The organism is Pseudomonas ceruminis (assembly GCF_021602025.1).
GTDB lineage: Bacteria > Pseudomonadota > Gammaproteobacteria > Pseudomonadales > Pseudomonadaceae > Aquipseudomonas > Aquipseudomonas ceruminis.
Map to the genome: position 1 here is coordinate 199,000 of NZ_BQHW01000004.1, position 26,853 is coordinate 225,852.

Below are 26,853 nucleotides of genomic sequence, written 5' to 3' on the forward strand. Positions count from 1 at the left end.
CCTTCTGGCCCTGTCGTGGGCGGGTCGCGCCGACGACAGGGCCGTACGGGCTACTGTGTTCAGTCTGCTTTGCCTTGCACGCTGGATACCCACTGCTCGCTGCGGTTATGCCCGCTGGTGCGCAGCAACCCCAGGTCCAGGGCATTTTCACCGTCCGCTGCACCTTTGCCTTTGGCTATCTGGGCAATGGCCGTGCCCAGGTCCACTGGCGAATTGGAAGCATCGATCGATACATCCCGACGATAGTCGTTGCCGCTCAAGGTTTGTTTGGTCACGGCATTGGTATCGAGCGCGACATTGCCCTTCGCCGATTGCAGCTTCGCCGCCACCAGGTGCGTATCGCCCCCCACCTTCAAGTCGATGCCCTCACTGCCTTTGAGCGTGGTGTGCTGCGCTACGCTGTCACGTTGCACGTGGGAGACTTCAAGGCTGAAGGTGGGTGAGAAACCGGGGTCTGCCTTGCTCGCGGCCGAGCCCGCCTTAGCGCTCACCTTGCTTCCCAGGGGGCTGGTCATGGCGCTGGCTGCGTTGGCGTAACCCTGCGGGTTCTTCTCCTTGCTCAGCCGAGCGTCACCTTTCACGGTCAGGGTATCGACGTTGTCCTTGCGGCTGGCGATGCGCAAGTCGCCGTCGATTTCACCCTTGATACGCCCGGCCTCCAGGCTGACGCCTTCGATACGGGTGTCGCCGCGGCTTTGCAGGTCGATGCGCTCGGCGCGCAGGTTGCCGGCGTTCCAGGTCAGGTTGTCGCGCTTGTCCAGGTTGAGCTGCGCGCGCCCGTGCAGGCCGTAGGTGTCAGTACCCCCCTTGGACTGGTTGAAGCCAGCGCCGGCCGTGATATCGAGGTTGTTGCGTCGTTCGCGGTCGGAAGAGGCTTCGATCAGCATGCCGCCGCTGGCGGCATTGATATCGATCTGCTCCGCCGTGGCGTGCAGGCCCTCCAGGTGCAGGGCGATGTCTTCGCGGGCGCGGCTCTGCAGGGCCAGCTTGCCAGCGCTGTGGAACTGCGCATCGACGGCCTGCTGGGCGTTTTCCTCCTGCTTGCCATGGGTGAAGTGCCCACCCAGGGCTCCACCTCGGGTGGCACCGGTTTTGGCCGCCAGTTCCAGACCGCCGCCAAGGCCGCCGCCTTCGGCCTGTTGGGTATTGCTGGCCGCCGTAACCTGCAGGCGGCCGCCGCTTTGCAGCAGAATATCGCCGGCCTTGGCTTCGCGACTGCCGATGCGGGTGCCTTCGAGCAACAGGTCGCCACCACTGCTGAGGCGCACGCTGCCCTGAGCGTCGACCTGCGCCACCTGGGCTTTGGTCTGTGCGCTCTGGCGCTGGTCATGGTCGAGATAACCCCGGCCATCGACACCGGTGTTGCCTGGGCGGTTGCCAACTTTGGCCCAGGCATTGCCATCGAGTTGCTGCGTGCGCTGTTCGGCGTGGTCGCTGGCCTGGGTGAGCGACAACGAACCGGCGCTGTGCATGACCACGTCGCCTGTGCCACCGTCGATGCGCACGCCTTCATAGCGGCCATCGCTACCCAGCTGCACCTGAATGCCCTGTTGCCCGTAAAGGCTGCCGGGCACGGCGGTGCTGGCGGTGTCTTGCCTGGACAACGAACCGCCCTTGCCGGTGACACGCACGTTCAGGTCTTCGCCGGTACTGGTGTCGACCCTCAGGTCGCCGCCATAGGCCAGCCGTTCGCCGGTGTTTTCCTGAGTATGCTTTGCGGCGCGCAGGGTGTGTTGCTGCGCATCGATCTGCAATGCGCCGGCGTTGGCGCGCCAGGCGGTGCCCTGGTCATCGATAGAGTCGGCCGTGACCTGGGCCGTCGCGCCGGACAGCTCACTCACATGCGCAAAGCCGCGGCGCTGGTTTTCCAGGCGTTTGAGGTGGTCAACGGTCATGTCGGCGCCCATACTGGGCGCAACCATTGCGTCCTCGGGGGACGCCTGTTGGAAGCGCGCGGCTTCTTCGCCCAGCACCAAGCGCTCGATCGGCCGGGTAAGGTCCCGGTATTCGACGCTGGCACCAAGGCTGCCTTGCCAGTCTTCCCGGCGTTCTTCACGTTCGTGGATGTCTTGCACGGCGCGGTTCTCGATGCGTTTGGCGGTCACCTTGAGGCCGTTGCCCGCTTCCACCTTGGCGGCTTCGGCGACCAGTTCATCTGCGCCGAGCTTGAGGTCGCCACTGGCCTGCAACGTGCTGCGCTGCCCCTTGCTGTCGTGCTCGGTGACCGTCTCGACGTTGTGCTGGCCTTCGAACTGGCTACCTATCCGGTCGATGCCGCCGGTTACCGTGAGCCCGCCACCGCTGCGCGTGGTGTTGGTGGATGAATCGCGCGTGTTACGGGCCGCGCCGAGGCTCATCTGCTTGGCCTGGATGTCCAGGTCACCGGCGCCGGCCTGAACGCTGGAGCCATTGACCTGCAGGTGCGCGCCGCTGTTGAGGGCAACCGTCGCGCCCTTCAGTGCGCTGGCCACCTGAGAGACCTCGCGCTGCTTGCCTGAGGTGGTGACAACCTCGTAAGCCAGGCCCGCGGCGTATTGGCGGGAGCCGGGCTTGCCGTCTTCGGCGTCTTGAGTCTGCTTGGCGCTGGCTACGAAGCTACGCTGCTGGCTGCGGGTGTCACTGTCAGCGACCGATTGCGTGCTGTCGATGATCAGGTCGCCCTTGGCTTCGACCTGCAGATGCTTGCCGGCCTCAACGTTGGCGCCATTGATGCGCAGCTCGTCGGCGCTGGCCAGGCGCAGGTTGGAGGCAGAGCTGACGTCGCTGACCAGGGCGTGTTGCTTGCGTTGCGTGTGTTCGCGGTCGCGCCCTATCAGGCCGAACAGCTTGCTGTTGTTCTCGTGCTCGCTCGACGTGGAGCTGCCATGGTCTGCCCCGATCGCCAGCGCACCCTTTTCGCTGTAGAGCACAGCGTCTTGCCCGCCGTGAACGGTACTGCCCTTGACGCTGACCTGGTCAGCGGTGACTTGCAGCTTACCGTCCGCTTTGACGCTGCTGTCGGTAACGACCTGGGCCTGGGTGTCATTACCCTGGCGGTCAGCAAAGAAGGTGCCGGATACCAGGTCGCCTCGGTAGTTGCGTCGTGTGCCCTGTTCCTGCAGGGCCGTGGTGCCGATTTCGACCTGTTTGGCATGCAGGTCCAGGTCGTTGCGGCCATGCATTGTGCTGCCTTGTACAGTGAGTGTGTCGTTCGCCTTGACGGCCACGTGCCTGGCACTGAGCGAGCTGCCTCGCGCGGTTTCCTTGTACTGCTGTGAATCACTGTCGCCGCGCCACAGGTCCTTGCGGTGGCGTACCTGTTCTTCGATGCGCTGGCTGTCGATGCCCGCGACGATGTCCAGGTTGGCACCGCTGTCGAGGGTCAGGTCACCGCCGGCATTCACCTCGGCGGCCACCAGACGCATGTCGGCGCCGGACTGCAACTGTATGCCGTTATTGCCTTGCAACTGTGTACCGCGCTGCTGGCGCTCGGTGGTCGTGCGCTCGCGGCTGTAGGTCTCGCGGGTGATGAACAGAACCTTTTTCTTCCAGTTTTCACGGTCGTGGGCGATGTGCTCGCGGGTATCGGCATCGAGGACGAGGGCTTTGCCGGCCTTGGCCTCGATGCGGTCGGCCTTGCCGTCGACCGCGCGCAGCGTCAGGTCATCGGCGGCGGTGAGCAGCAGTTCACCCTGCTCAGTGTGCAGTTCACCTGGCCGGTCGGCAGTACCGTCGACTCGCAGCGCGCCGGCTGACTGAATGCTGATGCCATGATCGGCCTTGGCCTGCACTGGCCCCATGCGGACCCCGGCACCTTCGGCCGTGCTGACCACGCGTATGCGCCCGGCCCGCATGGCGCCGAACAGATTGGCGTCGATGCTCGACGCCGTGCCGGGCAAGTGCTCGAGCACCTGCCCGTCGTTGTAGCCGAGGCGGTTGCGGCCAACGGTGACGTTGAGGTCGTGCCCGGCCATGAGCGTGCCTGTGCTGTCCAGCTGCGGCGCGATCAGTTCGAGCGCGCCTTCGGCATTGCTCTGGCCGCCGTCAAGTACCTGCAAGGTACCGCTGGCGTGCAGCGTATTGAGGTGTTTGAGCTGCTCGTCCTGAAGTTCTGGCGTGCCCACCAGAAAGCCGGCACGGGTCGTGTTGATGAAGCTGCCGCCATTGAGGGTAATGCCATTGGGGTTGGCCAGGATGTAGTCGGCCGGGCGCCCGAAGATCTCTTGCGGGCCTTCGATCAGCGAGGCGTTGCGGCTGACCACTTCGTTGAGGATGGTCGACGCTGCCTGGCCTTGGAACTGCGGGTTGGCGGCGAGCGCACCGGCCAGTTGCGATTGGCCGGCGTGCAAGGCGTTGTTCAGCACCACCCCGGGGCTGGCGACGTTGTAGTCGAGAAACTGGTTGTGCGACAGGCCACCGGCGTTGGGCGCGACGATATCGATCACCGGGACGCCGTGGTCATGGTTGATGACTGGTATGCCACCGGGGCCAGGGGCGGCTTCCAGCCCACCCTGGGCCAGGGCGGTGGTAGAACTGAGCAGGGCGAGGAAGATGGCCCAGCGCAAGGTATTGGGGTGGATAGACGGTAACTGCGAGAGTGTGTGCATGTTCTCGTTCTCTTTGTTGTGGGTGAATCAGAGGTTCAAGGCCCACTCCACTACCCAGAAGCCGGGCTCCAGAAGCGGGCGGTGCCGGTCGCTGGTGTAGAGGGCGCGCTGGTAGTCCAGGCGCAGGCGGCTGTGCGGCAGGCTCAGTTCAACGCCGACCGCGGCCCCTGCCAGGCGCTGCGAGGGGGAGCGCTGCGCCAGGCGTAGCCAGCCTGTGTCCAGACCCAGGTAGGGACGCACCTGGGCAGGTGCGGTCCAGCCCAGTGGTAGAGGTTGGCTCAAGGTGTTGCGCCAGACGGCGGCACTGGCGCCGCTGTAGGTGTGTTGGCGAAAGCCGCGCACGGCCGAGTCGTCGCTGAGCAGCATCTGCTCGACTGCGGGCAGGGCCTGGCTGCTGTACTGCAGGGCAAGCTCGCTCTGCCAGCGCCATGGCCGGTTCGCCGGCCCCTGACGCAGGTGCAGCAGGTTGGCGCGGTACTTGCGAAAATCCCGGGGGGGCGCGTCCGCACGTCGCGCGGGTTGCGTGGCGCCGAGCCAGCCTGTGCCCTGGGCGACGCCGACGTAGGTGTTCCAGACACCGTTGTCCAGCCACAGCAGGTTGAGGCCGGCTTCCACACTGGTCAGGGTCGGGCTTTGCAACTGGACGAGGGCACCACCGGTGCGGTTGACCAGTTGCTTGCGATCGAGGCGGGCGCTGGCGCTGAGCATGCCGTGCTGGTTGCGCCAGAGCATGCGTTCGACGCTCACGCCCTGGTATTGGCTGCTGCCGCTGCTGCGCTGCGCGCTCTGCGGGAGGGGCGCGTTGTAGCTCAATTGGCTGGCATTGAGGGTGAAGGTCCAGGGACCGTAGGGAATGCTGTAGTAGGCGCTGACGCCTTGGCTGCGCCCGGGCGCATCGATAACCGTGGTCGCCAGTGACAGGCGCAGGTCGTCGTTGAGGCCAAGCGGGCTGTCTACGCCGAGGGTCAGGTTAAGGCGGTACCGCCCCGTCAGGGGGCTGCCGCGGTTGTCGAAGCGGCTGTCCAGGTGCCAGCGCGAGTCTACCTGGCGGGATTGCAGCAGCACCCGGGTGCCTCCCTGCATTTCACCTGGCAGCAGGTCGGCACTCAGTTCGTAGGCACGCAGGCGGTTGAGCTGGTCCAGCCCCTGCTCGAGGTCTGGCAGGTAAACCGGCTGCCCAAGCATGTCGGGGAAGGCACTGTGCAGGGAAAGTGGCCGTTCGACGTCAAGCTCGACCGATTCTACGAAGCCCTCGATGATGAGGATGTCCAACGCGTCGCCCTGCGCGGGTGGGTGCTGCAGGTAGGGGCGGCTGGCCGGGTAGCCGGCCTGCACATAGCGTTGGGTGATGGCTTTGAGCAAGCGGTTGATATCGGCGACGCCCATGCAGGGGGACACCAGGGCTTGAACAGTGGGGGCGAGGGCTTTGGTCGACAGCAGGTGGTTGCCGGCCAGACGCACGCCACTGACCGCCCAGCAGTGGCCGTCGCCGGGCTCGGCAGACGACGGCGCGCCGTTGCGCACGGCGAACGGGGCACGTAGCCAGCGCTCCAGCCGTTGTTGCTGCTCCAGCTGCCGCCCTGTCTGCTGTTGTTCGCGCAGCTGCTGGCTGGCGGGGTCGTTGGCCTGCGCCATCGGTGCGACCAGCCAATACGACAGGTAGCAGGCAAGTAGCCTGCTGGCGACCGGGTGAAATCGGAACGGCATGGGTGAACCCCGCAAAAGGCGTACGGCTTACGTACTCGTTTGCGTGGATGCTAGAAATTTTGCCATTCGATTGGATGCAGTCTGCTGCCTACGCAAACGTAGGGCAGATGTGGAATTGAGGTGAGAAAGCTCCTACATCCTGAGTTGGAATGCAGGACGATCAGGGACGAATCTCGATCAGGGTGCCGTCGCGCACCAGTTCCCAGACTTCGCGCATGTCGGCATTGCGCATGGCGATGCAGCCATCGGTCCAGTCAAGGGTGTGGAAATACCACTCGGGATAGTCATCGTTGATCGGCGTGCCATGGATCATGATCATGCTGCCGGCGCTCCAGCCCTCGCGGGTGGCGCGGGCGGCGTCGCTGATGTTCGGGTAGGTGATGTGCATGGCCAGGTTGAAGCGGTCGCTCTGCTTGCGCCAGTCCAGCCAGTAAAGGCCCTCTGGGGTCTTCTTGTCGCCTTCACGCTCCTTTGCCCCCTTGGGCTGCTTGCCCAGGGAGATGCGGTAGGTCTTGAGCGGCTCGCCCCGGCTGATCAGTTGCAGGCGGCGCTCGGACTTGATCACCAGTACCTTGTCGATCAGCGGCTGCATGGCGGTCTGCGATTGAGTCTGCGCCGGCACCGGGGGTTGGGGTTTGCGAATGATGGTCTCGGTAAAGGCCGCCTGGGACACCGAGGTAACGCAAAGGCAGAAAAAGGCAAACAACCAGCGCATGAAGCGGTACCTGCAAGCTTAAGTGGTGGGCGAAACGTTCATCGGCGGCAGGTACTCATGGCCTATGGGGTAGTGCTGCCCGATGCGGTCGCGATAGTAGCATTCTAGTGTGCGCGTGACGGTGCGAAAAGCCAGCTCGCGCCAGGGGATCTCGTGCTCCTCGAACAGCCGTACTTCCAGGCTTTCCTCACCGATCGCGAAGTCCAGGTCGGCCAGTTCGGCACGAAAGAACACATGCACCTGGTCGATGTGGGGCAGGTCGAACAGTTGATACAGGCTCATCGGCCCGACCCGGGCGCAGGCTTCTTCCACGGTTTCGCGACGGGCGGCCTGGTCCAGGGTCTCGCCATTCTCCATGAACCCGGCGGGCAGGGTCCAGAAACCGCGGCGCGGCTCGATGGCTCGCCGGCACAGCAGCACCTGGCTGCCCCAGGTAGGCAATACCCCGGCAACGATGTTCGGGTTCTGGTAGTGGATGGTCTGGCAATGCTCGCAGACGTACCGCAGGCGGCTGTCGCCTGCGGGGATCCGCTGAATGACCGGCTGGCCGCACGCGCTGCAGAATTTCATGCTGTCTCCCTTTGTCTGCGGTTATCTTGGCGCGCCAGGCGGTGCTGCTGCAAGCGTGCGGGGCTTGGGTGCTTCGCGGCTTTGGTGCATCATGCAGGCAGGCCTTGGAAACGAGAGTGCGTGATGCTGGACGAGCTACTTCGCCGAATGAGCAACCACCAACCGGCTTCGCTGGAAACCGACCGACGGTTCCCCGAGGCGGCGGTTCTTTTGCCCATCACCCGCAGCGAAGCGCCCGAATTGGTTTTGACCCTGCGCGCCAAGGGCCTGTCCACCCACGGCGGCGAAGTCGCCTTTCCCGGAGGCCGGCGCGACCCTGAAGACCCCGATCTGGTCTTCACCGCGTTGCGTGAGGCCGAAGAGGAAATCGGCCTGCCGCCTGGCTTGGTCGAAGTGCTCGGCCCACTCAGCCCGCTGATTTCCCTGCATGGCCTGAAAGTGACGCCGTTCGTCGGGGTGATCCCCGATTTCGTCGAGTATCACGCCAATGATGCGGAGATCGCGGCAGTATTCAGCGTGCCCTTGGAATTCTTCCGTCAGGACCCGCGTGACCATACCCACCGCATCGATTACCAGGGCCGCAGCTGGTATGTCCCCAGCTATCGTTATGGCGAGTACAAGATCTGGGGGTTGTCGGCGATCATGATCGTCGAGCTGGTCAACCTGCTGTACGACGCAGGCATCAGCCTGCACCAGCCCCCAGAGCGCTATATAGAAATCTGAGCGGGCACACCCCGCCGCCGTTGATACCCTGAGGAGCGACTATGAAATACCGCCTGGGCGACCTGCGGGTCGAAAGCCATCCCACCAGCTGGGCAGCACCTAACGCCATGCTGATCGGCAAGGTACGCCTGCAGGCGCGAGCCAGTGTGTGGTTCGGCGCGGTGCTGCGCGGCGACAACGAGCTGATCGACATTGGCGAAGACAGCAACGTCCAGGACGGTACGGTGATGCACACCGACATGGGCTCGCCACTAACGCTGGGCAAAGGCGTGACCATCGGCCACAACGCCATGCTGCATGGCTGTACCGTCGGCGACTACAGCCTGATCGGTATCAATGCGGTCATTCTCAATGGGGCGCGGATCGGCAAACACTGCATCATCGGCGCCAATGCGCTGATCCCGGAAGGCAAGGAGATCCCCGATGGCTCGCTGGTGATGGGCTCGCCGGGCAAGGTGGTGCGTGAGTTGACCGAGCAGCAGAAGCGCTTGCTGCAAGCCAGTGCCGCGCACTATGTACACAATGCCCAACGTTATGCGCGGGAGCTGGTGGTTGACGATGAGTGATGGTGTGGAGCGGCCGGTGGCCTCGCCATGCGTGAGCATCTGCGCGTTGGACGAGCAGGATATCTGCACCGGGTGCCAGCGTACCGTGGCCGAGATTGGCCGCTGGGGGCGGATGGACAATGACGAGCGTCGGGCGGTACTGAAGCTGTGCCATGAACGGGCTGTGGAGGCCGGCCTCATCCTCTAGCCTGAGGCGATCCTGTGGGCGCGGGTTTACCGGCGAAGACGCCAGCGGTAATCTGTACGGCTTGCCCACAGACGACCCGCCATGTTCTATCTGATTGCCTACATCAGCAGCGTAGTGCTGATCAACTACGCCTTTTCCAGTGCCCCCCACCTGGACGTGATCTGGTCCGCCTGGGGCGGGCTGGTGTTCATCCTGCGCGACATGGTGCAGACCCGCTATGGGCACGGCGCACTGATCGCCATGCTGATGGCCCTGGTGCTGTCGTACGCCACCTCCGAGCCTGCCATTGCCCTGGCCAGTGCCACTGCCTTCTTCGTCTCCGAACTGATCGACTGGCTGGTATTCAGCATCACCCGGCGGCCATTGCGTGACCGCCTGTGGCTGAGCTCAGCGCTGAGCATTCCGGTCGATACCTTCATCTTCTTCGGCATGATTGGCGCCTTGACCCCCGCAGTGATCGGCACCGCGATGGCCTCCAAGTTCGCCGGCGTGACCGCGGTGTGGCTGGCCATGGCTTTTCGAGCGCGGCGGGCTGCCGTTACCGGCTGATGGTGTAGAATACCGGTCCTTTTTCAGCGGGCTGCGCCAAGCCTGGCACGGCCCCGGACGCCTTCGAGGACCTGAAATGACCCGTATCGGAACCCCATTGTCGCCAACCGCGACCCGTGTACTGCTCTGCGGCTGTGGCGAGCTGGGCAAGGAAGTGGTGATCGAGCTGCAGCGCCTGGGCGTCGAAGTGATCGCCGTGGACCGCTACGCCAATGCGCCAGCGATGCAGGTCGCGCACCGCAGCCACGTGATCAACATGCTCGATGGGGTGGCGCTGCGCGCGGTAATCGAGGCTGAAAAACCGCATTACATCGTCCCGGAAATCGAAGCCATTGCCACCGCGACCCTGGTTGAGCTGGAGAGTGAAGGCTTTAACGTGGTGCCGACCGCTCGCGCTACTCAGCTGACCATGAACCGCGAAGGCATCCGCCGCCTGGCCGCCGAAGAGCTGGACCTGCCCACCTCGCCGTACCATTTTGCCGACACCTATGAAGACTACGCCAAGGCCGTGGCCGACGTGGGTTACCCGTGCGTGGTCAAACCGGTGATGAGCTCCTCGGGCAAGGGGCAGAGCCTGCTGCGCAGCGATGCCGACCTGCAGACGTCGTGGGATTACGCCCAGGAAGGCGGCCGTGCTGGCAAGGGGCGGGTGATCATCGAAGGCTTCATCGATTTTGACTACGAAATCACCCTGCTGACCGTGCGCCACGTGGGCGGCACCACGTTCCTGGAGCCGGTCGGCCACCGTCAGGAGAAGGGCGACTACCAGGAGTCCTGGCAGCCCCAGGCCATGAGCCCGAAGGCCCTGGCCGAGTCGCAGCGGGTGGCCAAGGCGGTCACCGATGCGCTGGGCGGGCGTGGCCTGTTTGGCGTGGAGTTGTTCGTCAAGGGCGACCAGGTATGGTTCAGCGAAGTATCGCCGCGCCCGCATGACACCGGCCTGGTGACGCTGATTTCCCAGGACCTGTCGCAATTTGCCCTGCATGCACGTGCCATTCTTGGCCTGCCGATCCCGGTGGTGCGCCAGTTCGGCCCTTCGGCTTCGGCGGTGATCCTGCCTGAGGGCCAATCACAGCAGACCAGCTTCGCCAACCTGGGTGCGGCGCTGAGCGAGCCGGATACCGCCATTCGCCTGTTCGGTAAGCCAGAAATCAACGGCCAGCGTCGTATGGGCGTGTGCCTGGCGCGTGACGAGTCGATCGAAGCGGCGCGGGCCAAGGCGACCCGTGCGTCGCAGGCGGTCAAGGTCGAGTTCTAAGCCACGCCACAAGCCATAAGGTGCAAGGAGCGCTCTACGCTTGCACCCTGTGGCTTGCACCTTACAGCTGCGTATTACGGGTCTCTTTCAGGCACAGCACCGCGATCAGGCTGATCACCGCTGCCACCGACACGTAACCGCCCACCCAGCTCAAACCGCCCATGCTCACCAGTTTCTGAGCAAAGAACGGCGCGGCCGAAGCCCCCACGATGCCACCGAGGTTATAGGCCGCCGACGCGCCGGTATACCGCACGTGGGTCGGGAACAGCTCGGGCAGCAACGCGCCCATCGGGGCGAAGGTCACGCCCATCAGGAACAGCTCGATGGCCAGGAACAGCGCGACGCCCGTGGTCGAACCCGAGGTCAGCAACGGTTCCATGGTAAAGCCCGAAGCTATCGCCAGCAGGCCGCCGACAATCAGCACCGGCTTGCGCCCGTAGCGGTCGCTGAGCCAGGCCGACAACGGCGTGGCCAAGGCCATGAACACCACTGCGAAGCACAGCAGGCCAAGGAACGTTTCGCGGCTGTAGCCCAGCGTGGTCACGCCGTAGCTCAGCGAGAAGACCGTGGAGATGTAGAACAGCGCATAGCACACCACCATGGCCGCAGCGCCCAGCAGGGTTGGCAACCAGTACTTGGAGAACAGGTCGACCACTGGCATTTTCACCCGCTCGTGACGGGCCACTGCCTTGGCGAACACCGGGCTTTCTTCGAGCTTCAGGCGTACATACAGGCCAACCAGCACCAGCGCGGCGCTGAGCAGGAACGGAATGCGCCAGCCCCACTCGCGGAACTGCTCGTCGCTGAGTACCAGGGCCAAGGTCAGGAACAAGCCATTGGCCGCCAGAAAACCGATCGAAGGGCCAAGCTGCGGGAACATGCCAAACCACGCGCGCTTGCCTTCTGGTGCGTTTTCCGTGGCCAGCAATGCCGCGCCACCCCATTCGCCCCCCAGGCCCAGGCCCTGGCCAAAGCGCAGCAGGCAGAGAATGATCGGCGCCCAGACGCCGATGCTGTCGTAGCCCGGCAGCACGCCGATCAGCGTGGTCGACACGCCCATCAGCAGCAGCGAGGCGACCAGCGTCGACTTGCGGCCGATGCGGTCGCCAAAGTGGCCGAACAACGCCGAGCCCAAGGGTCGGGCGAGGAAGGCGATACCGAAGGTCAGGAACGCCGCAAGCATTTGCGCGGTGCCCGAACCGGATGGGAAGAACACCGGACCGATCACCAGCGCGGCGGCGGTGGCGTAAACGTAGAAGTCGTAGAACTCGATGGCCGTGCCGATGAAACTGGCGGTGGCCACCCGCGCGGGCGAGTTGACCGGCGCCGCAGGCGCTTGGGCATAAGTGCTGGTTGTCATTAAGTAGGTCCCTAACAGTCGGATCGTGCTCCATGGCTTGGCCCGCGAAGGCGCGCTCATCAACAGAGGGCAGGCACGCATTCGCAGACGCCGGAGCGTATTGTTGTTTTGCTCGCCCGACTGACGATAGCCCAAGGGGGATAGGGGCGGGGCGGGCACTGTTCGGGGTGTTGAAGCAGGACCGCAGGGCGTGTCAGTGGAGCGGACTGGCCGTGGGGCGCCGGGTGCGGGTAGCAGGCGGGACGGCGGGGCTGGGTAAGCGTGACCCGAGTATAGCTATCGGGTCACGGTCCACACCAGTACCTTGCTGGCGCAATTGTCCTCTGTTTCGAGGATCTCCAGGCGATAGCGGCCGATCTTCAGGCAGACGGCGCTTTCCGGGATGCTCTCCAGGGCCTCGGTGACGAGCCCATTCAAGGTCTTCGGGCCACCGTCGCACGGCAGGTGCCAACCCAGGGTACGGTTGATCTCCCGCAGCGAGGCTGTACCTTCGATGACAAAGGTACCATCGGCTTGTGGGTGTACATGGGGGTTGTCCAGGCTGTGCTCGTCCTCGAACTCCCCGACGATCTCTTCGAGGATGTCCTCGAGGGTGACGATACCCTGTACCTCGCCGTATTCGTCCACCACCACGCCCAGCCGGCGTTGTTGCTTGTGGAAGTTCAGCAACTGCAGCTGCAATGGCGTGCTTTCCGGTACGAAATAGGGCTCGTAGCAGGCGCTGTGGAGTTTTTCCAGGGTCAGCTCGGCTTTGGGCAGCAGGTGGCTGATCAGCTTGGTGTTGAGGATCGCTTCGACCTGGTTGATGTCGTTGTGGTAGACCGGCAGGCGGGTGTGCCGACTGACGATCAACTGCTCGATGATGCGCTCGATCGGCTCGTCCAGGTTGATGCCGTCGACTTCGTTGCGCGGCACCAGGATGTCATTGACGGTGATCTTGTCCAGGGACTGCAGGCCATCCAGCAGGCCGTGGCGTGGTGTGTCGAGGTCTTCATCCTCGGCGTAGTCGTCATCTTCCTGCGGGTGCAGGGCCACGGCTGTGGGTTGCACGCGGAACGGGCGCAGGATCAGCTTGGCACAGCCGTCCAGCAGGCACGCCAAGGGCTGCAGGAGTGCCAGCGGCAACCTCAACAGGCTTGCGCCGAGGCTGACGATGGCTTGCGGGTTGCGCCGTGCAAGGCGCCGCGGAAGGTATTCGGCAAAGATCAGCAAGGCCATGGCGGCGGCCAGGCCGGCCAGCCAGAAACCGTGCTCGCCGCTGTAGCGCTGGCCGATCAAGCAGGCCAGGCCCAGTACCAACAGCTTGCCCAGGCTGGCGCAGAGCACCAGGGCCTGGGTGGGCAAGGCGGGCTGGCCGTCTTCGCCGGCGCGTAGCGAGCCATTGAGTTGCAGGCGGGCGGTGTCCACGGCGGTGAGCAGCGCCGACCAGAGCAGCGCCAGTGCCAGAATGCCGAGTAGCGGAGCGTACGGCAGGGTGTCCATGGGCAACCGTCAGATATGCAGGATGAATTCGCGAACCAGCTTGCTGCCGAAATAGGCCAGCATCAGCAGGCAGAAACCGGCCAGCGTCCAGCGGATCGCCTTGTGGCCACGCCAGCCGAGGCGGGTGCGGCCCCACAGCAGTACGCTGAACACGACCCAGGCAACGCAGGCCAGCAAGGTTTTATGCACCAGGTGCTGGGCGAACAGGTTGTCGAGGAACAGCCAACCGGAAATCAGCGACAGCGACAGCAGGCACCAGCCTGCCCAGAGGAAGCCGAACAACAGGCTTTCCATGGTCTGCAGCGGCGGGAAGTTGCGGATCAGGCCGGAAGGGTGCTTGTTCTTCAACTGGCGGTCCTGCAACAGCAGCAGCAGCGACTGGAACACCGCGATGGTGAATAGCCCGTAGGCCAGGATCGACAGCAGAATATGGGCAAGAATGCCCGGTTCTTCGTTGATCAGCGGTACGGTGCCAGGCGGTGCGAACTGCGCCAGTAACGCTGTTACTGCGCCGAGCGGGAACAGCAGCACCAGCAGGTTCTCGACGGGGATGCGCAGGCAGGCCAACAGGGTCAGGGCAATGACTGCCACGGCGATCAGGCTGGCGGCGCTGAAGAAGTCCAGGCTCAGGCCCAGCGGGGTGATCAACTGGAAGAACAGGGCCCCGCCCTGGGCAATTACGGCAAGGGCGCCGAGCAAACCAAGCAGCCGTTTGTCGGCTTTGTTCGACTGGGCCAGTCGCGAACCCTGATAGACGGTCGCTGCTATATAAAGGCCGGCGGCGATCAGGTTGGGGATGAGGCTGGGTGAGGAGACCATAAGTGCTGGTTGGCGAGCCTTAAAGAGACGGAGTTTGGCATAGATCGCGCCGGGGGGGCTAGTGAGGTGCAAGCCTCACGCTGCAAGCAAAGACAGATTCGTGAGATGGCTGCATTTCTCGCACCGTCACGCTTGCAGCCCACCGCTGGGAAGCCAAGGTGTGCGTTGCCGCCGGTCTTCGCTATAATCGCCGCCTTGCTGTGCCCAGCGCGTGTACATTTTCACCTGGGCGCCTGACGAATCTCGGCTTTTACTGGGCCTGAAAGGATCACCATGTTCGAAAACCTGACCGACCGCCTGTCACAGACGCTGCGCCATGTCACCGGCAAGGCCAAGCTGACTGAAGACAACATCAAGGATACGTTGCGCGAAGTGCGCATGGCCCTGCTCGAGGCCGACGTTGCGCTGCCGGTGGTCAAGGATTTCGTCAACAGCGTCAAGGAACGTGCGGTCGGCACCGAGGTGTCGCGCAGCCTGACCCCGGGCCAGGCGTTCGTGAAGATCGTCCAGGCCGAGCTGGAAAGCCTGATGGGCGCGGCCAACGAGGACCTCGCGCTGAACGCCGCGCCGCCTGCCGTGGTGCTGATGGCCGGCCTGCAAGGTGCCGGTAAGACCACCACCGCCGGCAAGCTGGCGCGCTTCCTCAAGGAGCGCAAGAAGAAGAGCGTGATGGTGGTGTCGGCCGACGTCTATCGCCCGGCGGCGATCAAGCAGTTGGAGACACTGGCCAACGACATCGGCGTGACCTTCTTCCCGTCCGACATCAGCCAGAAGCCGGTGGCCATCGCCGAGGCGGCGATCCGCGAAGCCAAGCTCAAGTTCATCGACGTGGTCATCGTCGATACCGCCGGCCGTCTGCACATCGACGCCGACATGATGGACGAGATCAAGGCTCTGCATGCCGCGGTCAAGCCGATCGAGACCCTGTTCGTGGTCGACGCCATGACCGGCCAGGACGCCGCCAACACTGCCAAGGCCTTTGGCGAAGCCCTGCCGCTGACCGGTGTGGTGCTGACCAAGGTCGACGGTGATGCCCGTGGCGGTGCCGCGCTGTCGGTGCGTGCCATTACCGGCAAACCGATCAAGTTTATCGGTATGGGCGAGAAGACCGAAGCCCTCGAACCCTTCCACCCGGACCGCGTCGCTTCGCGCATCCTCGGCATGGGCGACGTGCTCAGTCTGATCGAGCAGGCCGAGCAGACCATCGACAAGGCCAAGGCCGACAAGCTGGCCAAGAAGCTGAAGAAAGGCAAGGGCTTCGACCTCGAGGACTTCCGCGACCAGCTGCAGCAGATGAAAAACATGGGCGGCCTCGGTGGCCTGATGGACAAGCTGCCGAGCATCGGCGGGGTCAACCTGTCGCAGATGGGCAACGCCCAGGGTGCGGCCGAGAAGCAGTTCAAGCAGATGGAAGCGATCATCAACTCGATGACCCCGGCCGAACGTCGCGACCCTGACCTGATCAGCGGCTCGCGCAAGCGCCGTATCGCCTTGGGTTCTGGCACCCAGGTGCAGGACATCGGCCGGCTGATCAAGCAGCACAAGCAGATGCAGAAGATGATGAAGAAATTCTCTGCCAAAGGCGGCATGGCCAAAATGATGCGCGGCCTTGGCGGGATGCTGCCCGGTGGCGGCATGCCGAAGCTGTAACCCTTATTCCGGGCGTTCGTCTGTTAACGGATGGAACGCTCAGAACCCCCGCTGCGGCGGGTAACGGCCGCGAAATCCGTGGCTTAACCGGCAAATCTGAACGGCAAGGCAAGGCCCTGCCGAAAAAGACATTTGCAAATGTCCGTGTATTCCCTGAGAATATGCGGCCTTTTGGGCACCCGTGTGCCTATTTGGCATTCAGATTTGCAGCACCGACTATAGGAACGATGTTCACATGGTAACCATTCGTCTTGCCCGTGGCGGCTCGAAAAAGCGCCCTTTCTACCACCTGACCGTGACCAACTCGCGTAACGCCCGTGACGGCCGTTTCGTTGAGCGCGTTGGCTTCTTCAACCCGATCGCATCGGGCGCCGAAGTCAAGCTGTCGGTCAACCAGGAACGCGTCACCTACTGGCTGAGCCAGGGCGCGCAGCCGTCTGAGCGTGTTGCTCAGCTGCTGAAGGACGCTGCCAAGGCCGCTGCCTGAGTCATATGAACGCGACGCCAGAAAAGGCTGACGACCTCATCGTCGTTGGCAAGATTTTTTCGGTTCACGGCGTTCGCGGCGAGGTGAAGGTGTATTCCTTTACCGATCCGATTGAAAACCTGTTGGATTATCCACGCTGGACGCTTCGGCACGAAGGCAAGGTAAAGCAGGTCGAGCTGGTCAGCGGTCGTGGCTCCCAAAAGGGCCTGGTCGTGAAATTGAAAGGCCTCGATGATCGTGATGAAGCCCGTCTTCTGAGCGGCTTCGAAATCTGCATCCCGCGGAGCCTTTTGCCCAACCTGCCCGTCGACGAGTACTACTGGTACCAGTTGCAGGGGCTGAAGGTCATCAACCAGGACGAACAACTGTTCGGCAAGGTCGATCACCTGTTGGAGACCGGTGCGAACGATGTAATGGTGGTCAAACCCTGCGCAGGCAGCCTGGATGATCGCGAGCGTTTGTTGCCCTATACGGAGCAATGCGTGCTGGCAATCGACCTGGAAGCAGGCGTGATGCGGGTTGAGTGGGACGCGGACTTCTAAACGATGGGAAACCTTCGCGTAGACGTCATCACGTTGTTTCCCGAGATGTTCTCGGCCATCACGGAGTACGGCATTACCAGCCGCGCGGTGAAACAGGGGTTGCTTCAGGTGACTTGCTGGAACCCGCGGGACTACACCACAGATCGCCACCATACCGTGGATGATCGGCCGTTTGGCGGTGGTCCGGGCATGGTGATGAAAATCAAGCCTCTGGAAGACGCCCTGGTTAGCGCCAGGCAAGCGACCGGAGCATCGGCAAAGGTGATCTACCTTTCGCCGCAAGGCCGCAAGCTGACTCAGCAAGCGGTCAAAGGCCTGGCTGAACAGCAATCGCTGATTCTGATCGCCGGTCGTTATGAAGGCATCGACGAGCGCTTTATCGAGGCTCATGTCGATGAGGAGTGGTCGATTGGTGACTATGTGCTTTCCGGTGGCGAGCTGCCGGCCATGGTACTGATCGATGCGGTTACACGGCTGCTGCCCGGAGCTTTAGGGCATGTGGACTCGGCGGAGGAAGATTCCTTCACTGACGGTCTGCTCGATTGCCCGCACTACACCCGACCTGAGGTGTATGCGGATCAGCGTGTTCCCGACGTGTTGCTCAGTGGCAACCATGCACACATCCGGCGTTGGAGGATGAAGCAGTCCCTTGGTAGGACCTTCGAACGACGCGCCGATCTTCTGGAAAGTCGCTCGCTTTCTGGAGAAGAGAAGAAGCTGCTCGAGGAATATCTCCGCGAGCGGGACGATAGTTAAACGTATCGATGGTGGATCACGTATCCATCTTAGGAGCACAGCATGACCAACAAGATCATCCAGCAGCTCGAAGCCGAGCAGATGAGCAAGGAAATCCCAGCCTTCGCACCAGGCGACACCATCGTCGTCCAGGTTAAAGTGAAGGAAGGTGAGCGTTCCCGTCTGCAGGCGTTCGAAGGCGTCGTTATCGCCAAGCGTAACCGCGGTCTGAACAGCGCCTTCACCGTGCGCAAAATCTCCAGCGGCGTTGGCGTTGAGCGTACCTTCCAGACCTACAGCCCGCAGATCGACAGCCTGGCCGTGAAACGTCGTGGTGACGTGCGTAAAGCCAAGCTGTACTACCTGCGCGACCTGTCCGGCAAAGCCGCTCGCATCAAGGAAAAACTGTCCTGAGTACAGTTTGCCTGGCGGCCCTGGCCGCCTAGCGAGAAAAAAGCAGCCTTCGGGCTGCTTTTTTGCGTTTTGAACCCCTTCAGATGTGACCGACATGACTACCCGAGACCAGGAAATCCAGCGCCGCACCGAGCTGTCGGTGACCCGCGTGACCAAGGCGGTGTTCCCCAACACCACCAACCACCACAACACCCTGTTCGGCGGTACCGCACTGGCATGGATGGACGAAGTGTCGTTCATCGCCGCTACGCGCTTCTGCCGCTTGCCCCTGGTAACGGTGTCCACCGACCGTATCGACTTCAAGCACCCGATCCCGGCGGGCTCGATCGTGGAGTTGGTGGGCACGGTGATCAAGGTTGGCAATACCAGCTTGCAGGTACAGGTGGATGTGTTTGTCGAGAACATGTACCTGGATGGCCGCGAGCGAGCGATCCATGGAGTATTCAGCTTTGTGGCCATCGACGAGGACAAACGTCCGGTGCCGGTGTTGCCGCAGCCCTGAAGCTTCCTGTACTGGCCCTATCGCCGGGTTGCCGGCGATAGGGCCAGTACAGACAACCACAACCTGCTGTGAAACACTGTCGACCTCTCATTACTAAGCCCCCCGCGCATGCCTGCCCTGGACCACCCCCTGATCGATCAGTTTCTCGATGCCCTGTGGCTTGAAAAAGGCCTGTCCGATAACACCCGCGTCTCCTACCGCAGCGATTTGGCCCTGTTCAACGGTTGGCTGCAGGAGCACGCCGTAACCCTGCCCGATGCTGGTCGTGACTTGATCCTCGATCACTTGGCCTGGCGCCTCGACCAGGGCTACAAGCCGCGTTCCACCGCGCGTTTCCTCTCTGGCCTGCGGGGGTTCTTTCGCTACTTGCTGCGCGAAAAGCTGATCGCTGTCGACCCGACCCTGCAGGTGGAAATGCCGCAACTGGGTAAACCCTTGCCCAAGTCGCTATCGGAAGCCGACGTTGAAGCCTTGTTGCAGGCCCCGGACCTGGGCGAAGCCATCGGCCAGCGTGACCGCGCCATGCTCGAGGTGCTGTATGCCTGCGGCCTGCGGGTCACCGAGCTGGTCAGCCTGACCCTCGACCAGGTCAACCTGCGCCAGGGCGTACTGCGGGTGATGGGCAAAGGCAGCAAGGAGCGCCTGGTGCCGATGGGCGAGGAGGCGGTGCTGTGGCTCGAGCGCTACCTGCGCGATGGCCGCGCCGAGTTGCTCAACGGGCGGCCCAGCGACGTGCTGTTCCCCAGTCAGCGTGGCGAGCAGATGACCCGCCAGACCTTCTGGCACCGTATCAAGCACCAGGCGCGCGTTGCCGGGATCGACAAGCCTCTGTCACCGCACACCCTGCGCCATGCCTTTGCCACCCACTTGCTCAACCACGGCGCCGACCTGCGGGTGGTGCAGATGCTGCTGGGCCACAGTGACCTGTCGACCACGCAGATCTACACCCATGTGGCCAAGGCCCGCTTGCAGCAGTTGCACGCCCAGCACCACCCGCGTGGATGAATGATTTTCATGATCCGCCAACCGGCACCTGCAGACCCCTTCATTGGCAGCGTGTTGTGGTAGGCTTGGGCGGTTTGCACCAAGGGCCGCACGGTCGCCGCGTTTTTGCGCAGGCGACGCCCTCCGGCCCCTGTCCGCCTTCAGGAGTTCCCATGCGCGTGACCCAGATGTTCGCCGCCGCCGCGTTGGCGTTGGCCAGTACCTTCGCCGTTGCCGCGGCCACCGATACCAATGCCGGTGCCGAGCAGGCTATTCGCAAGTCGTTGCAGAACCTGGAACTGGAAGTACCGGTAGAAAGCGTTGCCAGCAGCCCAGTCAGCGGCCTCTATGAGGTCAAGCTGCAGGGCGGCCGCGTGCTGTATGCCAGCGCCGATGGCCAGTTCGTGATGCAGGGCTACCTGTTCCAGATCCAGGATGGCAAGCCGGTCAACCTGACCGAGAAGACCGAACGCTTGGGCGTCGCCAAGCTCATCAACGGCATTCCGGCCGCCGAGATGGTGGTTTATCCTGCCAAGGGCGAAACCAAGTCGCACATCACCGTCTTCACCGACACCACCTGCCCGTATTGCCACAAGCTGCACGCCGAAGTGCCCGAGCTGAACCGTCGCGGTATCGAAGTGCGTTATGTCGCCTTCCCGCGTCAGGGCCTGGGCTCGCCGGGTGATGAGCAGTTGCAGGCGGTGTGGTGCTCCAGCGACCGCCGCGCGGCGCTGGACAAGATGATCGATGGCAAGGAAATCAAGGCCGCCAAGTGCGCCAACCCGGTCGGCAAGCAGTTCCAGCTGGGGCAGTCGATCGGCGTCAACGGTACGCCGGCGATCGTGCTTGAAAGCGGCCAGGTGATCCCGGGCTACCAGCCAGCGCCGCAAGTGGCCAAGCTGGCCCTTGCCGGCCAGCAGCAAGCGGCCAAGTAATTCATTCAGTACGCCGTCGTCATGGGGTGACGGCATGTTTCACGGTCGGCGCAGGTGCCGTCCGTTCAATGGGGAGTTCACAGTGAAACCGGTCAAAGTAGGCATCTGTGGGTTGGGGACCGTCGGTGGCGGTACCTTCAATGTACTTCAGCGCAACGCCGAGGAGATTGCCCGCCGTGCCGGGCGCGGTATTGAAGTGGCACAGATCGCCATGCGCTCGCAGAACCCGAACTGTCAGATTACCGGTACCCCCATTACCGCTGATGTGTTCGACGTTGCAAGCAACCCGCAGATCGACATTGTCATCGAACTCATCGGTGGCTACACCATTGCCCGTGACCTGGTACTCAAGGCCATCGAAAACGGCAAGCACGTGGTGACCGCCAACAAGGCGCTGATCGCCGTGCATGGCAACGAAATCTTCGCCAAGGCTCGCGAGAAGGGCGTCATTGTCGCGTTCGAAGCGGCAGTCGCAGGCGGCATCCCAGTGATCAAGGCCATCCGCGAAGGGCTATCGGCCAACCGCATCAACTGGCTGGCCGGCATCATCAATGGCACCGGTAACTTCATCCTCACCGAGATGCGCGAAAAAGGCCGTGCGTTCCCCGACGTGCTGGCCGAAGCCCAGGCGCTGGGCTATGCCGAGGCCGACCCGACGTTCGACGTCGAAGGTATCGATGCCGCCCACAAGCTGACCATTCTGGCGTCCATCGCCTTTGGCATTCCGTTGCAGTTCGAAAAGGCCTACACCGAGGGTATCACCCAGCTGACCACGGCCGATGTGAACTATGCCGAGGCCCTTGGCTACCGCATCAAGCACCTGGGGGTTGCCCGCCGCACGGCCGAAGGCATCGAGCTGCGCGTGCACCCGACGCTGATCCCGAGCGACCGCCTGATCGCCAACGTCAATGGTGTGATGAACGCTGTGATGGTCAATGGCGATGCCGCCGGTTCCACGCTGTACTACGGCGCCGGTGCCGGTATGGAACCGACGGCTTCCTCGGTGGTTGCCGACCTGGTGGATGTGGTCCGCGCCATGACCTCCGACCCGGAAAACCGTGTACCGCACCTGGCCTTCCAGCCTGATGCCCTGTCGGCTCACCCGATCCTGCCAATCGAAGCCTGCGAAAGCGCGTACTACCTGCGCATTCAGGCCAAGGATCACCCGGGGGTGCTGGCACAGGTGGCGAGCATCCTGTCGGAGCGTGGCATCAACATCGAGTCGATCATGCAGAAGGAAGCCGAGGAACAGGATGGCCTGGTGCCGATGATCCTGCTGACCCACGGTGTGGTCGAACAACGTATCAACGACGCTATTGTCGCCCTGGAAGCCTTGCAGGATGTGGTCGGCAAGGTCGTGCGCATCCGCGTCGAGCAGCTCAATTAAGCTCCAGGCTCTCCACTGCGAACAAGCGCAGTACGGGGTTGAAGCTTTGAACCGATTACATTCGTGGCAAGGGAGGGTGCAGCACGCAGGAAAAATGCCGATCCGCTTTTTCTTGTAGCCTGCACCTTGCAACTTGCCGCTCAAACCGAAGGTTTGCATATGCGATATATCAGTACCCGCGGCCAGGCACCGGCCCTGAATTTCGAAGACGTCCTGCTGGCAGGCCTGGCCAGCGATGGCGGCCTGTATGTGCCAGAAAACCTGCCACGCTTCACCCAGGAAGAAATCGCCTCGTGGGCCGGGCTGCCGTATCACGAGCTGGCCTTCCGCGTCATGCGCCCGTTTGTCGAAGGCAGCATCGCCGATGCCGATTTCAAGAAAATTCTTGAAGAGACCTACGGTGAGTTCGCCCACGCCGCAGTGGCACCGCTGCGTCAGCTGAACAGCAACGAGTGGGTGCTCGAGCTGTTCCACGGCCCGACGCTGGCCTTCAAGGACTTCGCTCTGCAACTGCTCGGCCGCCTGCTCGATCACGTGCTGGCCAAGCGCAACGAGCGTGTGGTGATCATCGGCGCCACCAGTGGCGACACCGGCTCTGCGGCCATCGAAGGTTGCCGTCGTTGCGACAACGTCGATATCTTCATCCTTCACCCGCACCAGCGTGTTTCGGAAGTACAGCGCCGGCAGATGACCACCATCTTTGGCGACAACATCCATAACATCGCCATCGAGGGCAACTTCGACGACTGCCAGGAGATGGTCAAGGCCAGTTTCGCCGACCAGTCGTTCCTCAAGGGCACCCGCCTGGTAGCGGTCAACTCGATCAACTGGGCGCGGATCATGGCCCAGATCGTCTATTACTTCCATGCCGCACTGCAGCTGGGTGGCCCGGCCCGTTCGGTTGCCTTCTCGGTACCTACCGGCAACTTCGGCGACATCTTCGCGGGCTACTTGGCGCGCAACATGGGCCTGCCGGTCAGCCAGCTGGTCGTGGCAACCAACCGCAACGACATCCTGCACCGTTTCATGAGCGGCAACCAGTACGTCAAGGAGACCCTGCACGCGACCCTGTCGCCGTCGATGGACATCATGGTTTCGTCCAACTTCGAGCGCCTGCTGTTCGACCTGCATGGGCGCAACGGTGCCGCTATCGGCGAACTGATGGCCAACTTCAAGCAGGGTGGCGGTTTCAGCGTCGATCAGGACCGTTGGACCGAAGCGCGTAAGCTGTTCGATTCACTGGCCGTCAGCGACGAGCAGACTTGCGAAACCATCGCCGAGGTCTTTGCCAGTACCGGTGAGGTGCTCGACCCGCATACCGCGATTGGCGTCAAGGCCGCCCGCGAGTGCCGTCGCAGCCTGGACACGCCGATGGTGGTGCTGGGCACTGCCCATCCGGTCAAGTTCCCGGAAGCGGTGGAGAAGGCTGGCGTCGGCAAGGCGCTGGAGCTGCCAACGCACCTGGCCGACCTGTTCAGCCGCGAAGAGCGCTGCACGGTTCTGGCGAATGACCTGAAGGCGGTTCAAGCCTTTGTCAGTCAACACGGTAATCGCGGCAAGCCGCTTTAAGTCGTGTGGCAGGGGGCCGCTGCGCGGCCCTTGTTTCTCCACCTTTTCCGCGATAGTTTTCGGAATTGTCCTATGTAAGGCGCTTGGCGCCTTGCATAGAGTGGCCGGTCCTTCTCCCAGGAGCGGCTCATGCATCAGCCCTACGTGTTGATTCACCAGCACGGCCTTCCCATCAGATCCTCCTGCACCAGGCCTGCAACGCCTTGGGGGTTTTCGACGTTCGCGTCACTGACGGCTTGACTGAGCTGAATGCTTGCCTGGCCCGCCGTGGCAGTGCTGACCTGCTTATTCTCGATCATTCGATGAACGATGGCCTGACCGTGCTCGAGCACATCGAGCGCAACCGGTCTTCACGGGCCCTGCTGTTCGTTGGCCGTGCCAGCAGCCATCGCCCAGACCTTGCCAAAGAGGCCCAGCGACGTGGCCTGTGGGTGCTGGCCGATTTGCCCTGGCCCTTGCCGGTGCTGCGCTGGCAGCAGGCATTGCAGCGTATTCAAAGGGTCACATCGCCCACGCATGCTCGCTGAAACAGCGGCGGCGTAACGAACTTTTCGCTGCGTTTGCTGGTCAGTTCCTTCATGTCCCACCACGCAGCGAGTGATCCGGATGGAAAGAATCTGCAGACTGCTCAACGACGCCCTGAGCCCCTACCAGACCGAACTTGGTACCGTGGATGCCAGCGGCAACCGCCAATTGACCGTGTTCGACAGCCTGGGTAGCCCCACCTTGCAGCGCACAGTCAGCCAGCGCCAGTTACAGGAGCAACGCCTGCTGATCGACCTGGTCGACGGCTTGCACCGTGATTTGCAGATTGCCGAGGGCCGCTTGCAGCCTTGCGTTATCGCTGCATTGCAGCAGCGTCAGCAGCCGCAGGGAACCTTTGCCTGAGTGACCGATCAGAGGCAGTAACGGCAGCCAGCCAGCACACAGCTCCGGTGCGGGCCGGCCGTCGCGGGAAGTCCACATGGACTTTCGATTGACCCCGGGCGTCTTCCCCAGCGACCGGGGTTTCTTTTTATCTGCTTTCGAAGAACTGGCTGCTTTGTTCCAGGTAGTCTGCCCGCAGTTCCGGGTCCAGCCATCGTGCATACAGCGCTTGCAGTGTGTCCCGGCGTAGCGCCGGTAACAACTGGTCGATATGCGTCACGGCCTGGTGGCCCTGGGGTGTGTCAGAGCAGCCTACATGCAGGAAATGGTAGGGGCTCACGCCTTTTATCGGGTGGAACCGATAGTCGTCCAGCGAGCCTCCTTGCTGCTGAATCAGGTAACGCACTTCCGGCCAGTAGCCAAGTACCAGTTGCAGACGCCCAAGCCGCTGCATCTGCAGCAGGCTGGCGGTGGCCTCGTTGCCATAATGTCGGCTGAGGGCCGCGTCAGGCAGTTGCCGCAGGGTGTCGTCGATCTGTGTGCTGTAGCTGCGTTCGGCGACGATGCCAAGTTTGAGCTGTGTGCTGCTCAGCAACCCCTTGAGATCGACCTGCTGGCCATCGAGAAAAGGTGCGAGCATTGCCGCGTCTTGCTTGCGCACCACCAGACCGCCGCTCATTACGCCCAGTGTGGGTTTGGAAAAGTGTACGAATGTCGCGCGTTCCGGTGTCCACAGCAGTGTAGGGTCGCAGATGAAGTAGCTTGTGTCCTGCAGCATCTGGATGCCGCGTGCCCGGTTGACCCGCACGATGGAGTGGTCGTACTCGGGCATCTGCTTGATCAACAGCGGCAACATCTGGTCGATCACCCCCTGGCCTTTTTCCGTACCCTCGAAAATGGTGAAAGGCGGCAGGTCGCGGATCAGCCACAGCAAGCGTTCCTTGGCCAGTGCAGGCACCGTCGCCATGGCAAGCAGCAGCCCGCAGAGCAGCTTCAACACGCGCATTGTTGAGGGCAACCTCAGACCGTGCCCGATTGGCGCAGCATGGCGATAGCTGCGCTGTCATAGCCCAGCCTGCTGAGCAAGGCATCGGTATGCTCACCCAGCGCCGGGCCCACCCATTCGGTGCTGCCCGGGGTGTCGGAGAGCTTGGGCACGATGCCAGGCATCTTGAACGGTTTGCCGTCGGGCAGGCGCGCATGCAGGAACATCTCGCGCGCCAGGTATTGCGGGTCGCTGAACATGTCTTCTGCCGAGTAGATGCGGCTGGCTGGTACTTCGGCCTCGGTAAGCACCTGCATGACCTGGTGCAGCGGCAAGCTGCTGGCCCAACGGTCGATCACCCCGTACAGCTCGTCGCGCCGCGCGTCGCGGCCATCGTTGCTGGCCAGGGCCGGGTCGTGCGCCAGGTCGGCGCGGCCGATGGCCTGCATGAAGCGTTTGAAGATCGCGTCGCCGTTGGCGCCGATCTGCACGTGCTTGCCATCGGCGCTGGTGTGGATGGAGGAGGGCGTGATGCCCGGCATGATGTTGCCGGTGCGTTCGCGAACGAAACCAAACACGTCGAACTCCGGGACCATGCTTTCCATCATGGCGAAGATCGCCTCGTACAGCGCCACGTCCACGACCTGGCCCTGGCCACCGTTGACCTCACGGTGACGCAGCGCCATCAGGGCGCCAATCACGCCCCACAGCGCGGCAATCGAATCGCCGATGGAGATACCGGTGCGCACTGGCGGACGATCATCGAAGCCGGTGATGTAGCGCAGGCCACCCATCGACTCGCCCACGGCGCCGAAGCCGGGTTGGTCTTTCATCGGCCCGGTCTGGCCAAAGCCCGACAGCCGTACCATCACCAGGCGCGGGTTCAGTGCATGCAACACGTCCCAGCCCAGGCCGAGCTTTTCCAGTACGCCGGGACGGAAGTTTTCGATGAGGATGTCGGCGTCGGCCAACAGTCGCTTGAGGATCTCGCGTCCCTCGGGATGCTTGAGGTTGAGCGTCAGGGATTGCTTGTTGCGGGCCTGCACGAACCACCACAGCGACGTACCCTCGTAGAGCTTGCGCCATTTGCGCAACGGGTCGCCGCCGTCCGGCGACTCGACCTTGATCACGTCGGCGCCGAATTCAGCGCAGATGCGCGAGGCGAACGGGCCGGCGATCAGGGTGCCAAGTTCGATGACTTTGAGGCCGGCGAGAGGTTTGCTGGGCGTTGACATGAGGCATCCGTGGCAGCAGGGCAGAGCCGTGGTTTTATC

At 63.0% G+C, this 26,853-nt stretch carries 25 protein-coding genes and 1 pseudogene; 17 read left to right on the plus strand and 9 right to left on the minus strand.

The genetic code is table 11. The annotated features are described in order from the left end of the window. Positions 1–59 precede the first annotated feature (59 nt). The 4 genes from L6D80_RS06895 to L6D80_RS06910 form a co-directional block, all read right to left on the minus strand. Positions 60–4,586 (minus strand): hemagglutinin repeat-containing protein, encoded by a 4,527-nt coding sequence (locus tag L6D80_RS06895; RefSeq protein WP_176513131.1) that lies wholly within the window; start codon positions 4,584–4,586, stop codon positions 60–62. Between the two features lie 27 nt (positions 4,587–4,613). Further along, a complete protein-coding gene (locus L6D80_RS06900) occupies positions 4,614–6,293 on the minus strand; it encodes a ShlB/FhaC/HecB family hemolysin secretion/activation protein (protein WP_176513133.1) in 1,680 nt (559 codons plus the stop codon). 160 nt (positions 6,294–6,453) lie between these two features. Then, the gene (locus L6D80_RS06905) at positions 6,454–7,008 is read right to left on the minus strand and encodes a L,D-transpeptidase family protein (RefSeq protein ID WP_054903250.1); all 555 of its coding nucleotides are present in this window, start codon (positions 7,006–7,008) and stop codon (positions 6,454–6,456) included. 18 nt (positions 7,009–7,026) lie between these two features. Beyond that, the gene (locus tag L6D80_RS06910; protein ID WP_054903249.1) at positions 7,027–7,578 is read right to left on the minus strand and encodes an NUDIX hydrolase; all 552 of its coding nucleotides are present in this window, start codon (positions 7,576–7,578) and stop codon (positions 7,027–7,029) included. A gap of 123 nt (positions 7,579–7,701) precedes the next feature. On the opposite strand from L6D80_RS06910, the gene L6D80_RS06915 reads away from it, so the two are divergent. From L6D80_RS06915 to purT, 5 genes are all read left to right on the plus strand, one after another. Next, a complete protein-coding gene (locus L6D80_RS06915) occupies positions 7,702–8,301 on the plus strand; it encodes a CoA pyrophosphatase (protein WP_054903248.1) in 600 nt (199 codons plus the stop codon). Between the two features lie 41 nt (positions 8,302–8,342). Then, positions 8,343–8,867, plus strand: a complete 525-nt coding sequence (locus tag L6D80_RS06920; protein ID WP_054903247.1) for a gamma carbonic anhydrase family protein — start codon at positions 8,343–8,345, stop codon at positions 8,865–8,867. After that, positions 8,860–9,054, plus strand: a complete 195-nt coding sequence (locus tag L6D80_RS06925) for a DUF1289 domain-containing protein (protein WP_054903246.1) — start codon at positions 8,860–8,862, stop codon at positions 9,052–9,054. The genes L6D80_RS06920 and L6D80_RS06925 overlap by 8 nt, the downstream gene beginning before the upstream one ends. Before the next feature lie 81 nt (positions 9,055–9,135). Beyond that, on the plus strand, positions 9,136–9,603 hold the full coding sequence (locus L6D80_RS06930) for a 7-cyano-7-deazaguanine/7-aminomethyl-7-deazaguanine transporter (protein WP_054903245.1): 468 nt from the start codon (positions 9,136–9,138) through the stop codon (positions 9,601–9,603). 76 nt (positions 9,604–9,679) lie between these two features. After that, on the plus strand, positions 9,680–10,861 hold the full coding sequence (purT, locus tag L6D80_RS06935; RefSeq protein ID WP_054903244.1) for a formate-dependent phosphoribosylglycinamide formyltransferase: 1,182 nt from the start codon (positions 9,680–9,682) through the stop codon (positions 10,859–10,861). Between the two features lie 61 nt (positions 10,862–10,922). Here the strand turns inward: purT and L6D80_RS06940 are convergent, their stop codons facing one another. The 3 genes from L6D80_RS06940 to L6D80_RS06950 form a co-directional block, all read right to left on the minus strand. Further along, entirely contained in the window at positions 10,923–12,221 is a 1,299-nt protein-coding gene (locus tag L6D80_RS06940; protein WP_176513135.1) for an MFS transporter, read from the minus strand. A 276-nt stretch (positions 12,222–12,497) separates the two neighbouring features. After that, a complete protein-coding gene (locus L6D80_RS06945; RefSeq protein ID WP_054903242.1) occupies positions 12,498–13,703 on the minus strand; it encodes a transporter associated domain-containing protein in 1,206 nt (401 codons plus the stop codon). A 9-nt stretch (positions 13,704–13,712) separates the two neighbouring features. Continuing rightward, complete coding sequence (locus L6D80_RS06950; RefSeq protein ID WP_054903241.1) at positions 13,713–14,522, minus strand: cytochrome C assembly family protein; 810 nt, start codon at positions 14,520–14,522, stop codon at positions 13,713–13,715. Between the two features lie 273 nt (positions 14,523–14,795). Between L6D80_RS06950 and ffh the strand changes: the two genes are divergently transcribed. The 12 genes and pseudogenes from ffh (at position 14,796) to L6D80_RS07010 (ending at position 24,615) form a co-directional block, all read left to right on the plus strand. Continuing rightward, a complete protein-coding gene (ffh, locus tag L6D80_RS06955; RefSeq protein ID WP_012270758.1) occupies positions 14,796–16,172 on the plus strand; it encodes a signal recognition particle protein in 1,377 nt (458 codons plus the stop codon). A 235-nt stretch (positions 16,173–16,407) separates the two neighbouring features. Further along, positions 16,408–16,659 (plus strand): 30S ribosomal protein S16, encoded by a 252-nt coding sequence (gene rpsP, locus L6D80_RS06960; protein WP_008094480.1) that lies wholly within the window; start codon positions 16,408–16,410, stop codon positions 16,657–16,659. Positions 16,660–16,664: 5 nt separating this feature from the next. Then, entirely contained in the window at positions 16,665–17,201 is a 537-nt protein-coding gene (gene rimM, locus L6D80_RS06965; protein ID WP_054903240.1) for a ribosome maturation factor RimM, read from the plus strand. Between the two features lie 3 nt (positions 17,202–17,204). Beyond that, on the plus strand, positions 17,205–17,957 hold the full coding sequence (gene trmD / locus L6D80_RS06970; protein WP_054903239.1) for a tRNA (guanosine(37)-N1)-methyltransferase TrmD: 753 nt from the start codon (positions 17,205–17,207) through the stop codon (positions 17,955–17,957). 42 nt (positions 17,958–17,999) lie between these two features. Next, complete coding sequence (rplS, locus tag L6D80_RS06975) at positions 18,000–18,350, plus strand: 50S ribosomal protein L19 (RefSeq protein ID WP_029613346.1); 351 nt, start codon at positions 18,000–18,002, stop codon at positions 18,348–18,350. Between the two features lie 94 nt (positions 18,351–18,444). Further along, complete coding sequence (locus tag L6D80_RS06980; protein ID WP_054903238.1) at positions 18,445–18,852, plus strand: acyl-CoA thioesterase; 408 nt, start codon at positions 18,445–18,447, stop codon at positions 18,850–18,852. A 108-nt stretch (positions 18,853–18,960) separates the two neighbouring features. Then, the gene (gene xerD / locus L6D80_RS06985; protein WP_054903237.1) at positions 18,961–19,857 is read left to right on the plus strand and encodes a site-specific tyrosine recombinase XerD; all 897 of its coding nucleotides are present in this window, start codon (positions 18,961–18,963) and stop codon (positions 19,855–19,857) included. Between the two features lie 152 nt (positions 19,858–20,009). Next, entirely contained in the window at positions 20,010–20,771 is a 762-nt protein-coding gene (locus L6D80_RS06990) for a thioredoxin fold domain-containing protein (protein ID WP_176513137.1), read from the plus strand. 82 nt (positions 20,772–20,853) lie between these two features. After that, the gene (locus L6D80_RS06995; RefSeq protein ID WP_054903235.1) at positions 20,854–22,158 is read left to right on the plus strand and encodes a homoserine dehydrogenase; all 1,305 of its coding nucleotides are present in this window, start codon (positions 20,854–20,856) and stop codon (positions 22,156–22,158) included. 159 nt (positions 22,159–22,317) lie between these two features. Next, positions 22,318–23,727, plus strand: a complete 1,410-nt coding sequence (gene thrC, locus L6D80_RS07000) for a threonine synthase (RefSeq protein WP_176513139.1) — start codon at positions 22,318–22,320, stop codon at positions 23,725–23,727. Positions 23,728–23,856: 129 nt separating this feature from the next. Continuing rightward, positions 23,857–24,254 (plus strand): annotated as a pseudogene (locus tag L6D80_RS07005) (histidine kinase). A gap of 79 nt (positions 24,255–24,333) precedes the next feature. After that, a complete protein-coding gene (locus L6D80_RS07010) occupies positions 24,334–24,615 on the plus strand; it encodes a DUF3509 domain-containing protein (protein WP_054903232.1) in 282 nt (93 codons plus the stop codon). A 127-nt stretch (positions 24,616–24,742) separates the two neighbouring features. On the opposite strand, the gene L6D80_RS07015 is transcribed toward L6D80_RS07010, so the two are convergent. Together L6D80_RS07015 and L6D80_RS07020 are read right to left on the minus strand one after the other, a co-directional pair. Further along, positions 24,743–25,600, minus strand: coding sequence for a TIGR02285 family protein (locus L6D80_RS07015; RefSeq protein WP_054903231.1), 858 nt, complete (start codon positions 25,598–25,600; stop codon positions 24,743–24,745). A gap of 14 nt (positions 25,601–25,614) precedes the next feature. Beyond that, on the minus strand, positions 25,615–26,814 hold the full coding sequence (locus L6D80_RS07020; RefSeq protein ID WP_054903230.1) for a CaiB/BaiF CoA transferase family protein: 1,200 nt from the start codon (positions 26,812–26,814) through the stop codon (positions 25,615–25,617). Positions 26,815–26,853: the final 39 nt, after the last annotated feature.

Bases quoted from the DNA above. Each gene is read 5' to 3' on its own strand.
- L6D80_RS07020 (WP_054903230.1), bottom strand. From the start codon at position 26,814: ATGTCAACGCCCAGCAAACCTCTCGCCGGCCTCAAAGTCATCGAACTT.
- ffh (WP_012270758.1), top strand. From the start codon at position 14,796: ATGTTCGAAAACCTGACCGACCGCCTGTCACAGACGCTGCGCCATGTC.
- L6D80_RS06950 (WP_054903241.1), bottom strand. From the start codon at position 14,522: ATGGTCTCCTCACCCAGCCTCATCCCCAACCTGATCGCCGCCGGCCTT.
- rimM (WP_054903240.1), top strand. From the start codon at position 16,665: ATGAACGCGACGCCAGAAAAGGCTGACGACCTCATCGTCGTTGGCAAG.
- L6D80_RS06905 (WP_054903250.1), bottom strand. From the start codon at position 7,008: ATGCGCTGGTTGTTTGCCTTTTTCTGCCTTTGCGTTACCTCGGTGTCC.
- rplS (WP_029613346.1), top strand. From the start codon at position 18,000: ATGACCAACAAGATCATCCAGCAGCTCGAAGCCGAGCAGATGAGCAAG.
- rpsP (WP_008094480.1), top strand. From the start codon at position 16,408: ATGGTAACCATTCGTCTTGCCCGTGGCGGCTCGAAAAAGCGCCCTTTC.
- thrC (WP_176513139.1), top strand. From the start codon at position 22,318: ATGCGATATATCAGTACCCGCGGCCAGGCACCGGCCCTGAATTTCGAA.
- purT (WP_054903244.1), top strand. From the start codon at position 9,680: ATGACCCGTATCGGAACCCCATTGTCGCCAACCGCGACCCGTGTACTG.
- L6D80_RS06930 (WP_054903245.1), top strand. From the start codon at position 9,136: ATGTTCTATCTGATTGCCTACATCAGCAGCGTAGTGCTGATCAACTAC.
- L6D80_RS07015 (WP_054903231.1), bottom strand. From the start codon at position 25,600: ATGCGCGTGTTGAAGCTGCTCTGCGGGCTGCTGCTTGCCATGGCGACG.
- L6D80_RS06945 (WP_054903242.1), bottom strand. From the start codon at position 13,703: ATGGACACCCTGCCGTACGCTCCGCTACTCGGCATTCTGGCACTGGCG.
- L6D80_RS06925 (WP_054903246.1), top strand. From the start codon at position 8,860: ATGAGTGATGGTGTGGAGCGGCCGGTGGCCTCGCCATGCGTGAGCATC.
- xerD (WP_054903237.1), top strand. From the start codon at position 18,961: ATGCCTGCCCTGGACCACCCCCTGATCGATCAGTTTCTCGATGCCCTG.
- L6D80_RS07010 (WP_054903232.1), top strand. From the start codon at position 24,334: ATGGAAAGAATCTGCAGACTGCTCAACGACGCCCTGAGCCCCTACCAG.
- L6D80_RS06940 (WP_176513135.1), bottom strand. From the start codon at position 12,221: ATGACAACCAGCACTTATGCCCAAGCGCCTGCGGCGCCGGTCAACTCG.
- L6D80_RS06895 (WP_176513131.1), bottom strand. From the start codon at position 4,586: ATGCACACACTCTCGCAGTTACCGTCTATCCACCCCAATACCTTGCGC.
- L6D80_RS06900 (WP_176513133.1), bottom strand. From the start codon at position 6,293: ATGCCGTTCCGATTTCACCCGGTCGCCAGCAGGCTACTTGCCTGCTAC.
- L6D80_RS06990 (WP_176513137.1), top strand. From the start codon at position 20,010: ATGCGCGTGACCCAGATGTTCGCCGCCGCCGCGTTGGCGTTGGCCAGT.
- L6D80_RS06910 (WP_054903249.1), bottom strand. From the start codon at position 7,578: ATGAAATTCTGCAGCGCGTGCGGCCAGCCGGTCATTCAGCGGATCCCC.
- trmD (WP_054903239.1), top strand. From the start codon at position 17,205: ATGGGAAACCTTCGCGTAGACGTCATCACGTTGTTTCCCGAGATGTTC.
- L6D80_RS06980 (WP_054903238.1), top strand. From the start codon at position 18,445: ATGACTACCCGAGACCAGGAAATCCAGCGCCGCACCGAGCTGTCGGTG.
- L6D80_RS06920 (WP_054903247.1), top strand. From the start codon at position 8,343: ATGAAATACCGCCTGGGCGACCTGCGGGTCGAAAGCCATCCCACCAGC.
- L6D80_RS06915 (WP_054903248.1), top strand. From the start codon at position 7,702: ATGCTGGACGAGCTACTTCGCCGAATGAGCAACCACCAACCGGCTTCG.